The sequence below is a fragment of the Romboutsia sp. D33t1_170424_H2 genome, assembly GCF_015669105.1.
Lineage (GTDB): Bacteria > Bacillota > Clostridia > Peptostreptococcales > Peptostreptococcaceae > Romboutsia_C > Romboutsia_C hominis.
The window spans coordinates 28,220-43,594 of sequence record NZ_JADOZQ010000007.1; the positions used below are offsets into that span (position 1 = coordinate 28,220).

Genomic DNA, 15,375 nt, shown 5'->3' on the forward strand with positions numbered 1-15,375 from the left:
ACATCTTTTGTACGTTGATGTATTTGTCTATATCCTTCAAATCCAAGACGTAAGAAGTTATAATATTGTCCTATAACTTGACTTGCTGATCTTGAGAAGTTTATAGCCATAGTTGGCATTGATCCACCTAAGTAACTTACTTCAAATATTAATTCTTTTGGTAAGTATTCTTCATCTTTCCATATTACCCAACCTATACCTGGGTATACTAATCCATATTTATGACCTGATGTACTTATTGAAACTACATTTTTTAATCTAAAGTCCCATTCAAGCTCTGGATCTATAAATGGTACGAACATACCACCTGATGCACCATCTATATGTATAGGTACTGATATCTTAGCTGTTTTATTGTATTCTTCTAATAAAGCATCTAATGCTTTTATATCATCAAATTTACCTGTGTATGTTATACCTAGTAAACCTACTACACCTATTGTATAATCATCTACATAATCTAACACTTTGTCTACATCTAAACTCATGTGTTCTTCATCCATTGGTACTAAACGCATTTCTATATCCCAATATACACAGAATTTTTCCCAACAAACTTGATATCCTGAAGATATTACTAAGTTTGGTTTCTTAGCATTTACATCTATTCCCGCTTCTTTTGCTCTATTTCTCCATCTGAATTTCATAGCCATACCACCTAGCATACATGCTTCAGATGAACCTACTGTAGAAGTACCTATGTATTTCATATCTTCTGGTGCATTCCATAAATCTGCTAACATACTAACACATCTATTTTCCATTTCTGTTGTTTGTGGATATTCAGACTTATCTATAGCATTTTTTTCTAATGTTTCTGCCATAAGTTTAGTTGCTTCTGGTTCCATATAAGTTTGGCAGAATGTACATAAATTAAGTCTTGCATTACCTTCATTCATTAACTCATCTTTAATTAATTGATATGCTACATTTGGAGCAATAGAATCTTTCCCTAAAACATCTTTGGCTACCTCAGAGCCAGATTCTATTGTCCCAAATACTGGTGTATCATATTTATCGCCTAATCTGTCTTTTCTACTAAATAACATTTTTGATTCCTCCTAATAGTGTTTTTATAATTATTAATTTTAATAATTATAAATTTAATTTTTTGTTCAAATTATTGAGCATTTTTCATTTTAGACTTTTTATATATTATTTTGTTTTTTGTTATACTATATATATACCTCTCTTTTTGTGTGTTAAACATATTTTTACAATTTTTTTATATATTTTTTCTTTTTTCTAAATTTTCTTTATAATAGAAAAGAGTATTTTTCAATGCATAAAACAAGTTCTATACATTTCAAAATACTCTTTTTTGCAATTTAATTTTATATTAAAATCAATTTTCTTGTTTAAGTTAATTATTTTGAAGATGAAGTTCCACTTTCTAATATAGATACTATAGAGAATAATGTAAAACAAATAGCTCCAAGTCCAATCATTACACGCGCTGGTATAAAGTATGCTATATTAAATATTTCAGCTTCAAATAAAAATGCTCCCATAAATAAGCATATAAGTGCTGTCACTACTGGTATTAAAGGTACTCTCTTAGCTAATGGATTTGATTTTCTCCACACCATTCCTAATAAAAGTACTTTACTTAATATACTGTAACATACTATCCCTAATCCAATTAGAACAAATCCTGGAGCTATCCAAGCAGGATTTGTAGCTATTGAAAGTACTGCTATCCCCCATATTATATCTATGGTTCCTAATATAACAACTAATATTGACCATTTATAGCGCTCTTTCTCTGTAAACTTATTTTGTATTTGTCTTACAACACTAGCTACTAGTGCTACTAAGCTAGCACAAACTAATGAGATTCCTATTATTACATGCCCTGCTACAAAATTTTCAGTAGCCGAAGATGACATTAATAAATATATACCCCTAATAAAAGCAATTAACGCGCAAACAACAGGTACTGATATTAATATTTTAGCTGTAGATTCTTTAAAAGAATCTTCAGGTTCATCTCCTTCTTTTAAATTAGAACTATTTTTAGGTATTAAAAGAAATTTAGTTGATGAAGTTGCAACTGTTGAAACACAACAAGCTATTAATCCTAATCCAAATACTACGTTTCCTGAAACAACATATGCTGAATTTTGACCTGCTGTTTCAAATAACATTATTCCTGATACCATTGTAAATATTGATGCTAAATAACCTATACTTGGTAAAACCCACTTATCAAAATTATTGTACTTATTTATAAGCTGTCTTATTATAGTTGCTGCAGTGGTAAATAGTGCAATACATATAGCTGTTAAATATATCAGAACATGGCCTGCAACTACAAACTCAGATCCTATTAATTGCCCTAAATTTTTCACATAAAACCCATACCCTAGACATACCACTCCCATAAGTAATGGTATCGCCCTAAAAAATATACTAATATAATAATTCATCTTTCTTACCTCCAAAAAAATTTTGAAAGTAGATAAAAATCAAACCAATACCTACATATTAATTATTAGCTTGATTCATAGCTACTTATCTTATTGTAAAAAAGCAACTAGAATTATATTTAATTCCAATTGCTTTTTTATATATATTTTACCAAGTTAGATTAAAGGTTTGATTACTAAAATCTTATTATAATTTAATTTATTTTTAGTGAGTAAATCCATATTTTTTATTTTCTTGTTTTTTTCCATGAACTAATATCTTAGCATTATTTAAATCATTTATAGCCATTTTTAGATCTCTTATGAATAATTCAGCCATATCATAACTTAAGTCTGCTCTACATACTATACGTTGTATTATTGTATCTTGTAGGTTAACTGGTAATGGATATGCTGGTATTTGCCATCCTTTCATAGCTAGTCTATCTGCTAAATCATATAATGTCCATTGTACATCATCTTCATTTTTTAATCTGTAACATACTATTGGTAAATTTTCACCATCATTATAGATTTTAAATAAACCAGTAGCTTCTATTTCTCTACTTAAGTACATAGCTACTTCTTTTGTACGTTGATGTATTTGTCTATATCCTTCAAATCCAAGACGTAAGAAGTTATAATATTGTCCTATAACTTGACTTGCTGATCTTGAGAAGTTTATAGCCATAGTTGGCATTGATCCACCTAAGTAACTTACTTCAAATATTAATTCTTTTGGTAAATATTCTTCATCTTTCCATATTACCCAACCTATACCTGGGTATACTAATCCGTATTTATGTCCTGATGTACTTATTGAAACTACATTTTTTAATCTAAAGTCCCATTCAAGTTCTGGATTTATAAATGGAGTAAACATACCACCTGATGCAGCGTCTACGTGTATAGGTAATGATACTTTAGCTGTTTTATTATACTCTTCTACTACTGCGTCTAATGCTTTTATATCATCAAACTTACCTGTATATGTTATCCCTAATAAAGCTGCTATACCTATTGTATAATCATCTACATAATCTAACACCTTATTAATGTCTAAACTCATATGTTCTTCATCCATTGGCACTGTACGCATTTCTATATCCCAATATACACAGAATTTTTCCCAGCAAACTTGATATCCTGAAGATACTACTAAGTTTGGTTTCTTAGCATTTACATCTATTCCTGCTTTTTCTGCTCTATTTCTCCATCTGAATTTCATAGCCATACCACCTAGCATACATGCTTCAGATGATCCTACTGTTGATGTACCTATATAGTTCAACTCTTTTGGAGCATTCCATAGGTTAGCTATCATATCAACACATCTATTTTCCATTTCTGTTGTTTGTGGATATTCAGATTTATCTATGGCATTTTTTTCTAATGTTTCTGCCATAAGTTTTGTTGCTTCTGGCTCCATATAAGTTTGACAGAATGTAGCTAAGTTAAGTCTTGCATTTCCTTCATTCATTAACTCATCTTTAATTAATTGATACGCCACGTTTGGAGCAATAGAATCTTTCCCTATTACGTCTTTTGGAATATTAGAGCCAGACTCTATTGTCCCAAACACTGGTGTGCTGTAAGTATCTTCTTTTTTACTACATAACATTTTAAAAATCCTCCTAGAACTTCATGCTTTGATTTAAATTTTTAATGATTTTTTCTAGTGTCTATTTTGCGACTTTTTTACACTTTCTTTAGAGCTAAGACTGTTTAATTAGCCTTTCTCTTTTTATCAGTTATTGCATAAATTACAAAAGGTATTAGAATAGTTATTACAAAACTAACACTTAATATTGTTAAATATTCTGTAACACTCTTACCACTTAATTGGCTAGGTGGAACAAATGATATTACTAGAGCAAATATAGATGTTATGAATCCACATGCTGCTACTATTAATTTAAATGTTTTTCCTCCTGGAACTTGGTAAGAACGTTTTAAATCTTTATGTTTAAGTACTAAAGTAAAGTATCCTATGAAGAATAGTAAGTATCCTACTAGATATATTACAACTGTTAGTGATATTGCTGTAAGGAAAGATACGTTATTTCCTCCTCCACCAAAAGTAAGAACAGCTGCCCATATTGTAACTACTATTCCTTGAATTAATACTAAACGTACTGGAACATCATGTTCATTTGTTTTTGTTAATGATTTAGGTAAAATTCCTTTTTGTGCTGCTGAATACATTCCTCTTGAAGGACCTACAACCCAAGCACTAACTTCTCCCATTACTCCTAAAGCTAATAATAAAGCTATTAATTTTACAAGCCATGTAGCATTAGCACTAAAATGAAGTATTAGAACTTTAAATGTTTCAACAACACCTGAACTTAAGCTTAATTGAGACTTAGGTATTACAGATGCTACTGTTAAACCACCTATAGTATTTAGTATTATAGCTAGTACTACTAATATTATCATTGCTAATGGGTAATTTTTCTTAGCATTTTCTAATTCATTTACATGAGATGCTGATGCTTCAACCCCCATATAAGCTAATATAAATGAAACGAATACAACTAATGTATTTACCTTTGTAAAATCAGGTACGAAATATTTCATTCCAATTTTTACATCTACTGGGTTACCTTGTACTAAGTATGCTATTGATAAACCAAATAAAATTATAGCGGGTATAACTATACCAAATATAAATCCAGCCTTAGCTATCTTAGCTGTGTTTTTTGTTCCGCCTAACTGAGAAAATGTTAATCCCCAGAATATAACTAAAACTCCTATAAATTTTATAGCTGGAACATTGTTTAACGCATTCCAGTTAAATATGTATGAAACACATCCTAAAATAAAATAAATCATAGTTACAAATCCAACTGTGATTTGGAACCATTGGAAGAATATAGCTGCAAAGCCGTATCTTTCACCTAGAGTATTACCTACCCAAGCGAATATTCCCCCTTCTTGCCATCCTTCTACAGTGGCCATTTCTGCTGCACATAAAGCAACTGGTAAAAACCATAAAATTCCTCCTAATAAAAGGAAAAATACTAGATTAAATCCTGATGTTGCGAATGTTGGATATTCATAAACAGTCATTACCATTGATGCTGTCATTGCAAAGAATGCAAACAATGTAAGTGTTCCCTTTTTACCTACTTGTGCATCTTTCATTTGAATCATCTCCTAGGTATTAATTTTTTCTAACATATACTAAATTATCTTAGGCCTAAAGTAACTTATTGTCGTTATATGACATAAATACCCACGCTTCAACATCCATAACCATTTGATTTAAAATTTATTTAGTTTTCTTATTTTATAATTTTCTAACTTTTTCCATGTGTTAAAATTAATAAACACCACTTTAGAGATATCTCTAAAGTGGTGTTTATTAATTTTATTATTCAGCTATATTGTATACTTCTAAACCTTCATTCATTATATGCTTCTTTTTCACTTCAACTAAAGCCTTTAATGTATCAAGTGATGTCATTACTTCCGTAGAGAACTCTGTTGCAGTTCTTCTTATTTTAAATCCATCTCTTGTTGAGTCATTCCCTTTAGTAGGGGTATTTATTACTATATCTACTTGCTTGTTTCTTATAACATCAAGTATGTTTGGTCTAGCTTCTTCTACTCTCTTAACTATATCAGCATCTATTCCATTTTCTTGTAATATCTTAGCTGTTCCTTCTGTAGCTACGAAAGTATAGCCTAATTCATTCATATCTTTTGCTATTTCTATAAACTCTTCTTTATCATGATTATTTATAGTTGCAAGCACTACACCTTTTTTATCAGACATAGTTTTTCCTGCTCCTAAGAACCCTTTATATAAAGCTTCTTCTAAAGTCTCACCTACACCTAATACCTCTCCTGTAGATTTCATCTCAGGTCCAAGACTTACATCAACACTAGCAAGTTTTGACATTGAGAATACTGGCACCTTTACAGATACTAAATTAGGCTCTTTATATACACCTGTTCCATATCCTAAGTCTACTAACTTCTCTCCCAACATACATCTAGTAGCTAAGTCTACTATAGGTACATTGCTTACCTTACTTATATAAGGTACAGTTCTACTTGCCCTTGGGTTAACTTCTATTATATATAATTCATTTTTGAATTCTATAAATTGTATATTTACCATTCCAAGTACATTTAACTCTAGTGCTATTTTTTTAGTGTAATCTAATATTTTAGCTTTTATTTCATCATTTATATTTTGACTTGGATACATTGTTATACTATCCCCAGAATGAACCCCAGCTCTTTCTAAATGCTCCATTATTCCTGGTATTAGTATATTTTCTCCATCACATATAGCATCTACTTCTATTTCCCTACCTATTAAGTACTTATCTATAAGTACTGGATTTTTCTTGTCTCTCTTGAAAGCATCTTCTAAGTATCTAGCTAACTTAGTTTCATCATAAGTTATTTCCATACCTTGACCACCAAGTACATAAGACGGTCTAACTAATACTGGGTATTCTAACCTTTTTGCTTCCTCTATACCTTCTTCAACTGACCATATAGCCTTTCCTTTTGGTCTGTTTATATCTAATTTCTCTAGTAGTTCTTCAAACTTTTCTCTATCTTCTGCTGCATCTATGTCAGTAAAGTCAGTTCCTAATATTTTTATATTCTTTTCATGTAAGAATTTAGCTAACTTTATAGCTGTTTGACCACCAAATTGAAGTATTACCCCATCTGGATTTTCTTTTTCTATTATATTTAATACTTCTTCTTCTGTTAATGGTTCGAAGTATAATTTATCTGATGTATCAAAGTCTGTACTTACTGTTTCTGGGTTATTGTTTACTATTATAGTTTCTATTCCCATTTTTCTTAATGATTTTACACAATGTACTGAGCAATAATCAAATTCTATACCTTGGCCTATTCTTATTGGACCAGAACCTAATACTACAACTTTTTTCTTATCGCTTACCTCTACTTCATCAAATTGCTCATAAGTTGAGTAGTAGTATGGAGATAATGCATCAAACTCTCCTCCACAAGTGTCAACCATCTTATATGCTGGCTGTATGTTGTATAACTTTCTTAATTCACATAATCTTTCTGGACTTATCTTCATTAGGTCAGCTATACCTTTATCTGAGAATCCTTTTTTCTTTAGTTCTAATAGGTAATCTTTATTTAAGTCTTCTATTTTCATACCTCTTAATTTTTCTTCTTGCTCTACTATCCACTTAAACTTGTGTATAAACCACTTATCTACACCTGTTATTTGCTCTATCATGTCAACTTTATAGCCTCTTCTTATCATTTCAGCTAAGTCGAATAATCTTTCGTCATCTGGTACCACTATACTCTTCTTTAATTCTTCTAAGCTCTTTTCTTCTGAAGGAGCATGAACTAATGAATATTTTCCTATTTCAAGAGATCTTATACCTTTTAACATTGCAGCTTCAAAGTTACTTCCTATACTCATTATTTCTCCAGTTGCCATCATCTTTGTTCCTAACTTCCTATTAGCTTGCTTGAACTTATCAAATGGCCACTTTGGTATCTTAACTACTACATAATCAAGCGTTGGCTCAAAACATGCGTATGTTTTCTTTGTAACTGCATTTTCTATTTCGTCTAGAGTGTATCCTAAAGCTATTTTTGCAGCAACCTTAGCTATTGGGTATCCAGTAGCCTTAGATGCTAATGCCGAAGATCTACTAACTCTTGGGTTTATTTCTATAATTGCATATTCTAAACTGTGTGGGTTAAGTGCTATCTGTACATTACACCCACCTTTAACCTCTATTGCATTTATTATATCTATAGATGCTTTTCTAAGCATTTGGTATTCTCTATCACTTAAAGTTTGACTTGGAGCTACAACTATACTATCCCCTGTATGAACTCCAACAGGGTCTATATTTTCCATATTACATACAGTTATACAATTTCCATTGCCATCTCTTATTACTTCATATTCTATTTCTTTCCAACCCTTTATACTTTTTTCAAGCAATACTTGGTTAACCGGGCTTAATTGTAAACCTTGAGTAAGTATTTCTGTAAGTTCTTCAACATTTTCAGCTATACCTCCTCCAGTTCCACCTAGTGTATATGCAGGTCTAACAACTACTGGGTATCCTATTTTTCCTGCAAACTCTAATCCACTTTCTAAGTCAGTTACTATATCACTAACTACAACTGGTTGATTTATTTCTCTCATTACTTCTCTGAAAGTATCTCTGTCTTCACCTTTTTTTATAGATTCAACAGATGTACCTATTATTTCAACATTATACTTTTCAAGTATTCCAGCTTCATGTAATTCAACTGCTAAATTAAGAGCTGTTTGACCACCCATTCCTGCTAATAAGCTATCTGGTCTTTCCTTTTCTATTATTTTTTCTATAAATTCTATTGTTAATGGTTCTATATATATTTTATCCGCTACTTCTTTGTCCGTCATTATAGTAGCTGGGTTACTGTTTATTAATACGACTTCTATTCCTTCTTCTTTTAATGCTTGGCAAGCTTGTGTTCCAGAATAATCAAACTCTGCTGCTTGCCCTATGATTATAGGTCCTGAACCTAATACTAGTGTCTTTTTTATTCTATCTATTTTAGGCATAATTTTTTCTCCTTATCTAATTAAATTTAACAATCTATACTAATGCTAAGAATTTATCAAATATATAATCATTGTCTTTTGGCCCTGGGCAAGCCTCTGGATGATACTGGACACTGTATATAGGTAATTTTGTATGTCTCATTCCTTCTACAGTATTGTCGTTTAAGTTTATATGCGTTACTTCCATATCCTGTGGTAATTCACATACGTAATAACCGTGATTTTGAGATGTTATAAATACTTTGTTTTCCTCTAAATCTTTAACTGGATGATTTCCACCTCTGTGTCCAAACTTTAACTTTCCTGTTTTTCCACCTAAAGTTAATGCTAGTAATTGGTGTCCTAAGCATATTCCTGCTATTGGCTTTTTACCAATTAATTCTTTTATATTTTCTATAACATCTTCTAAATCTTCAGGATCTCCAGGTCCATTAGATAAGAATATTAAATCTGGGTTTATTCCTAATACATCTTCTGGCTTTGTTGTTGCAGGAAATACGGTTATATCACATCCACGATTTGCAAATGATCTTAGTATGTTTTCCTTAACTCCAAAGTCCATTACAGCAACTTTTGTTCCTCTTCCAGCTATATGCTCTACTTCTTTCCTAGTTACTGTTTTTACTGCTTGAGTATTTGAGAATGCATCTAATTTAGCTTGAACTTGCTCTAATGATGTACCTTCTAAAGTTATTATGCCTTTCATAGTTCCGTTGTTTCTTAATATTTTTGTAAGAGCTCTTGTATCTATTCCTTCAAGCCCTATAACTTTATTTTGCTTTAGGTATGTGTCTAAATCCATTTCACATCTAAAGTTATTTGGCATATCACTTTTTTCTCGTACTATAAATCCCTTTACATGAACTCCCTTAGATTCTACGTCTTCTAAGTTTATACCATAGTTTCCTACAAGAGGATATGTCATCGTTACTATCTGTCCATAGTACGAAGGATCTGTTAACACTTCTCCATATCCTGTCATAGAAGTATTGAATACTACTTCTCCTACACTGTCATTTAAATATCCAAAGGCTTTACCTTCGAATATAGTTCCATCTTGTAATATTAATTTCCCCTTCATATTAACCCTCCTAAGCATTCGCTATTTCATTTACTATATTTTTAGCTAACTGAGCTGGATTTTCAGCTTTAGTTATAGGTCTTCCAACTACTAAATAATGTGCTCCTTTGTTGATTGCATCAGCTGGAGTTACTACTCTCTTTTGATCTCCCTTGTCTGCACCTGCTGGTCTTACACCTGGGCATACTGTTACGAAATCTTTTCCGCAAGCCTCAACTATCTTATCTACTTCTTGTGCTGAACAAACTATTCCATCAATTCCTGCTTCCTTAGCTAGTTTGGCTCTTTTTATAGCTAATTCTTCTGTAGTCATATTGCATCCTATATCTTGTAAATCTTTATTGCTTAGCGATGTTAATACTGTAACACCTACTATTATAGGTTTTTCTATATTCAATTTCTCAGCCTCTTCCTTAGCAGCTAATGCACATTGTCTCATACCTTCCATATCAGAAACATGTATTGTCATTAACCAAACATTATCCCTAACTGCTGCTCTTACTGCACTTTGCATAGTATTTGGTATATCATGGAACTTAAGGTCTAAGAATATTTTTTTACCTTTTTCTTTTAAGTAATCTACTGTTTTACCTCTTGTTGCTACATATTGTTCTAACCCTACTTTAAATATATCCACTTCATTTTCTAGTGTATCTATTAATTCTTTAGCTTTATCAAATTCGTTAGTGTCTATCGCCACTATTAGTTTGTCTTTTCCATTTACCATAATTTTACTCCCCTTTTTAATAAAGCCTTAATAAAAAATCCTCATACCACAGGGTATAAGGATTCTATCTATACATAACATTACATTTATAAGCTATGAGATATCTTTCCCAGCCTCTCTGGACTAGTTTAAAAGACTTTATTATATTTTTATTTTAAAAATTCACTTCGTTCATATCGCCAACGATATGGCTTCGTATTCACTCAGTCACATCCGTTGCTAAAAAAACCTCTAGCCAATCCAGCTAGAGGTTATATATACAAAATTAATTATTATAGTTAACCTTTTTAGCCTCTCTGGACTAGTTTCAAGGAATTTCTATTTTATTTTAATTACATACTACACTTCATATCCTCTCGGGATATTTTAAAGCTTTATCTTGTATACAATTATTACATCTTTTCCTTTTAATGTCAACTCTTCTTTTATTCTTCTATCTTTATAAATCGATATAATATATAATATTTTCTATTCTTCTATTATAGCACTTATATAATACTCTTTCCCTAATCTTTTTTTAGCCTTTGTTTTTTCATATTTTACTTTCATATCATATTTTTTACAAGCTATATCAAAATTTCTAAGACAAATTCCCATACTTATTTTACTCATTTTCTCTATAGACTTTTTTTGTTTTTCTTCATATATATCAATAGATGTTTTCGTATTGTAAAATCTCCAAGGTTGTACATTCTTTACAGATGATGACATTCTTACAGCACTTAATATTTTAGTCCACTTTCTATCCATTTTCTTTGATATTTCTTTTATTCTTTTTCTTCTTGGCTCTGCATTTACATTTCTAAAAATATGCTCTCCTTCTTTTGGGTATCCAAAAGCTATTACAATATATGGTTGCTCTTCACTTTCCTCTATACTTTCTTCTAGTTCTATATCTTCTTCCTTAACTTGTTCTTTTGAATATATTTCTATACTCTCTGTATCAATGTCTATAATCTCCTTTACATCTTCTTGAGATAAGTTACACTCTATCCAACAAGTACCTAAACCTAAAGTTGTTAATTGTAACACTACATTTTCTATTGCAAAACCAATATTTTGTAAATAGTCTTCCCCTTTATTCGATGTTACTAATATATAGTGAGGTGCCTTTATATTACAGTCCTTTTTCATTAAAAACTGTATCAAGTGACCTCTATCTATTAAATGTGCTTTTATATCCAATTCTTCATTTAAATAATCAATACTCTTACATATTTCTTTAATTTCTTTCATTAATTCTGGTTTTACAGCTCTATTTGAATATTCTTTTATCGTTCTTCTATAAAATATAGCATCATATAAGTCCATTTATTTCCTCCTAAAATATTTCCAATATCTATATAAATCAAATTGATATATTATATATCTTTTATTAATAGTTATATTTTTCTAGTCATTTCTACAAATTCATATATTATATTATAAATTTTTTTATTCTTTTTGTACATTTAAATACATATTATTTATAATTTATAGTTAAATATTTTTTATATATTTACTTATATTTTTTTGGGTATAAAATATAGTATTATAGTTTATCTAGTGCTTATTTTTGCCGATAATTTATTTTATAAGAAAACTGTTTCCAATTTTCTGTTTTTGTAAATATATTATAAATATTTTTTTATAGTAAAATTATGTAATTCCCTTATTTTTTTAGTATTATTAAGTTAGCAGTGAATAAACTATAATTATCTTAATAAGATAATTTTATTAAAATTTTAGGAGGTTCAAATTATGGAATTTGAAAGAAATTTAGATAAGTATGCTGAGTTAGCTGTTAAAGTCGGAGTTAATATACAAGCTGACCAAACTTTACTTGTTAGATCGCCTATCGAATGTGCTCCTTTTGTTAGAAAAGTTGTTGAGCATGCTTATAAGGCTGGAGCTAAAAATGTACATATAGAATGGTCTGATGAAGAATGTACTTTAATAAAATACTTAAATGCACCTGAAGAAGCATTTAACGAATTCCCTAAGTGGACTTCAGAACAATATGTTGATATAGCAAAAGAAGGCGGAGCTTTCTTAACTATATATGCTCAAAACCCTGATTTATTAAAAAATGTAGATCCTCAAAGAGTCGCTAACTTCCAAAAGGCATCTGCACAAGCTTTAAAGGAATGGAGATCTTACACTTTATCTGACAAATGTAAATGGAGTATAGTATCTGTACCAACTGAATCTTGGGCAGCTAAGATATTCCCTGATGTTTCTAAAGAAGAAGCGGTTGAAAAATTATGGGAAGCAATATTTAAGTGTTCAAGAGTTTCTGGTCAAGACCCAATAGAAGCTTGGAATAATCACAACAATGACTTAAAAACAAGAATGAATTTCTTAAATGATAAAAACTTCAAAACATTAAAATTTAAATCAGCAAAAACTGATTTAACTATGGAATTACCTGAGGGACATATTTGGTTAAGTGGTGCATCCCAAGACCCTAATGGTGTTAACTTCAACCCAAATATACCAACAGAAGAGGTTTTCTCTATGCCTCACAAATTTAAAGTTAATGGTGTAGTTCATAGTACAAAACCACTTGTTTATGGTGGAAATGTTATAGATAACTTCTCTTTAACATTTAAGGACGGAAAAATAATAGATTTCACAGCTGAAAAAGGTGCTGAGACACTAGGTAAATTAATAGACACTGATGAGGGTTCTCATTACTTAGGAGAAGTTGCATTAGTTCCTTTTAAATCTCCTATATCAGACACTAATATAGTATTCTTCAACACTTTATACGATGAAAATGCATCTTGTCACTTTGCATTAGGATCTGCATACAAGACTTGTATAAAAGATGGTGATTCTATAAAAGAAGAAGAAATGGATAAATATGGTGTTAATACAAGTTTAACTCATGTTGACTTCATGATAGGTTCAGCTGATATGGATATCGTTGGTATAACTAACGATGGTGAAGAAATTCAAGTATTCAAAGATGGAAACTGGGCTTTCTAATATATATAAGAGATATAGGTAATTTTTTCTATATCTCTTTTTATTTATATATTATTTAATCAATGTTAGTATTACCTGTTGTACAGGCGCACTACCTATGCACATATTCCATTCTTTAAATTTATATTTATAATCATCAATAATAATAGTTTCATAATCTAATATCTTGCATGTATGACCTTTATCATAAAAATGTTTCACTGTAGCTTCCATTAAATCATTTTTATTGAAGTAACGCTCGTCTAGTTCTAGAATCATTTTCTTTTTCATCATAATTTAGCCCCCAGCCTCAATTTTATGTAGAATTTTTTTGAAACTAAATAGTACAATTATAATTTTAGTAATAAAACTTACTTTATTTAATATTATAGCATATTTTCTTTTGTATAACTATTTTATAAAAAGTAAAAAAGAGTATCTAGAATTATAAAATAATCCTAGATACCCTTTTTTGTTGTCGACGATAAATATTTTATATCAATTAATCTTACATTTTGCAGATTAACTTATAACTTAATTATACATAATTTTTTTAATATAGTAAATTTCTATTTACTATATTTTACTTCTGTCCACTCTATATTGTTGATATATTTTTCAACTAACTCGTGGCTCATATCTGGATGAATAGTTTCTTCTGTTGCTATAGTTATAGATGACATAGCTATTGCATATTTTACAGTATCAACTATATTAATATTATTCATATAACCATTAGCTATACCTGCTACAAAAGAATCTCCTGCACCAGTAACGTTGATTACTTTTACATCATTAGCCTTAATTTTACCTTCTTCTTGCCCATTGTTGTAGTATATACCATCTTCATCTAATGTTATAAATACGTTTTGGATACCTAAGTCTGTAAAATATTTACCAGCTTTTCTTAAATCTTCATCATTGTGTATTTTAAATCCACACATTATTTCAGCCTCATATCTATTTGGCTTTATAGTATGGAACCCTTTTATTAAGTGTTTAACTGTTTTAGCCTTTGCTGCTGAAACTGGATCTAATATAAGTTTAGTATCTTTACTAAAGTTTTGTATTATATATTCTACTATATCAGGTCTATCTGAGTCTAGTATCATATACTCGGCATTTCTTATTATTTCCGCTTTTGAGTCTATAAATTCTGTGGTAAACATGTCTATTATGTTCATATCAACTACAGCAGAAACCATCTCACCTTGTTCATCTAAGATAGCCATATATGTAGGAGTGTGCCCTCCTTTTATTATTAGAGACTCGCTCATATCATAGTTCATCTTTTTAGAATGATCTAACATTCTTTTTCCTGTCTCATCATCTCCTAATATAGAGATAAATCTTGTATTTACACCTACTCTAGCCATACATTCAGCTATATTTCTACAAACTCCTCCGAAAGAAGTCTTAACTTTACCTGGATTAGAATCATTACATCTATAATTATTGTTTGTAAACCCGCAGATATCAAAAACTGATACTCCGAAAACTAACGCATAAGGTTGCCTATTGTCTATCATTTTTGTTTAAACCTCCCTAAGAATCACCTTCCTATTTTATCACATTCTTATGAGTTTTTTCTATAGATTTTACGTTTTAATGTCAATTATGCAAATTT

General features: G+C 30.2%; 11 protein-coding genes. 1 reads left to right on the top strand and 10 read right to left on the bottom strand.

All coding sequences use genetic code 11. The annotated features are described in order from the left end of the window. The 8 genes from I4U66_RS09470 to I4U66_RS09505 form a co-directional block, all read right to left on the bottom strand. Positions 1-1,049: glutamate decarboxylase (locus tag I4U66_RS09470; protein WP_195581698.1), on the bottom strand; the 1,049-nt coding region annotated here is incomplete at its 3' end. A gap of 318 nt (positions 1,050-1,367) precedes the next feature. Then, positions 1,368-2,429, bottom strand: a complete 1,062-nt coding sequence (locus I4U66_RS09475; protein WP_092921564.1) for a DUF2776 family protein — start codon at positions 2,427-2,429, stop codon at positions 1,368-1,370. A gap of 205 nt (positions 2,430-2,634) precedes the next feature. Continuing rightward, entirely contained in the window at positions 2,635-4,029 is a 1,395-nt protein-coding gene (locus I4U66_RS09480; protein ID WP_166506129.1) for a glutamate decarboxylase, read from the bottom strand. 104 nt (positions 4,030-4,133) lie between these two features. Next, positions 4,134-5,555 carry a glutamate:gamma-aminobutyrate antiporter gene (gene gadC / locus I4U66_RS09485; protein WP_092921567.1) on the bottom strand — a complete coding sequence of 474 codons (1,422 nt, stop codon included), beginning with the start codon at positions 5,553-5,555 and terminating at the stop codon, positions 4,134-4,136. A 229-nt stretch (positions 5,556-5,784) separates the two neighbouring features. Next, positions 5,785-8,991: a carbamoyl-phosphate synthase large subunit gene (carB, locus tag I4U66_RS09490; protein WP_195928791.1), complete on the bottom strand. Its 3,207-nt coding sequence runs from the start codon at positions 8,989-8,991 to the stop codon at positions 5,785-5,787. 34 nt (positions 8,992-9,025) lie between these two features. Then, positions 9,026-10,072, bottom strand: coding sequence for a glutamine-hydrolyzing carbamoyl-phosphate synthase small subunit (gene carA / locus I4U66_RS09495; protein WP_166506131.1), 1,047 nt, complete (start codon positions 10,070-10,072; stop codon positions 9,026-9,028). A 10-nt stretch (positions 10,073-10,082) separates the two neighbouring features. Then, positions 10,083-10,799, bottom strand: coding sequence for an orotidine-5'-phosphate decarboxylase (pyrF, locus tag I4U66_RS09500; RefSeq protein ID WP_166506132.1), 717 nt, complete (start codon positions 10,797-10,799; stop codon positions 10,083-10,085). A 468-nt stretch (positions 10,800-11,267) separates the two neighbouring features. After that, entirely contained in the window at positions 11,268-12,110 is an 843-nt protein-coding gene (locus I4U66_RS09505) for a nitroreductase family protein (protein WP_166506133.1), read from the bottom strand. 429 nt (positions 12,111-12,539) lie between these two features. On the opposite strand from I4U66_RS09505, the gene I4U66_RS09510 reads away from it, so the two are divergent. Then, on the top strand, positions 12,540-13,769 hold the full coding sequence (locus I4U66_RS09510; protein WP_092921577.1) for an aminopeptidase: 1,230 nt from the start codon (positions 12,540-12,542) through the stop codon (positions 13,767-13,769). Between the two features lie 51 nt (positions 13,770-13,820). Here the strand turns inward: I4U66_RS09510 and I4U66_RS09515 are convergent, their stop codons facing one another. Further along, positions 13,821-14,042, bottom strand: a complete 222-nt coding sequence (locus I4U66_RS09515; RefSeq protein WP_092921579.1) for a hypothetical protein — start codon at positions 14,040-14,042, stop codon at positions 13,821-13,823. A gap of 275 nt (positions 14,043-14,317) precedes the next feature. After that, entirely contained in the window at positions 14,318-15,277 is a 960-nt protein-coding gene (locus I4U66_RS09520; protein ID WP_092921581.1) for a carbohydrate kinase family protein, read from the bottom strand. Between the last annotated feature and the right edge of the window lie 98 nt (positions 15,278-15,375).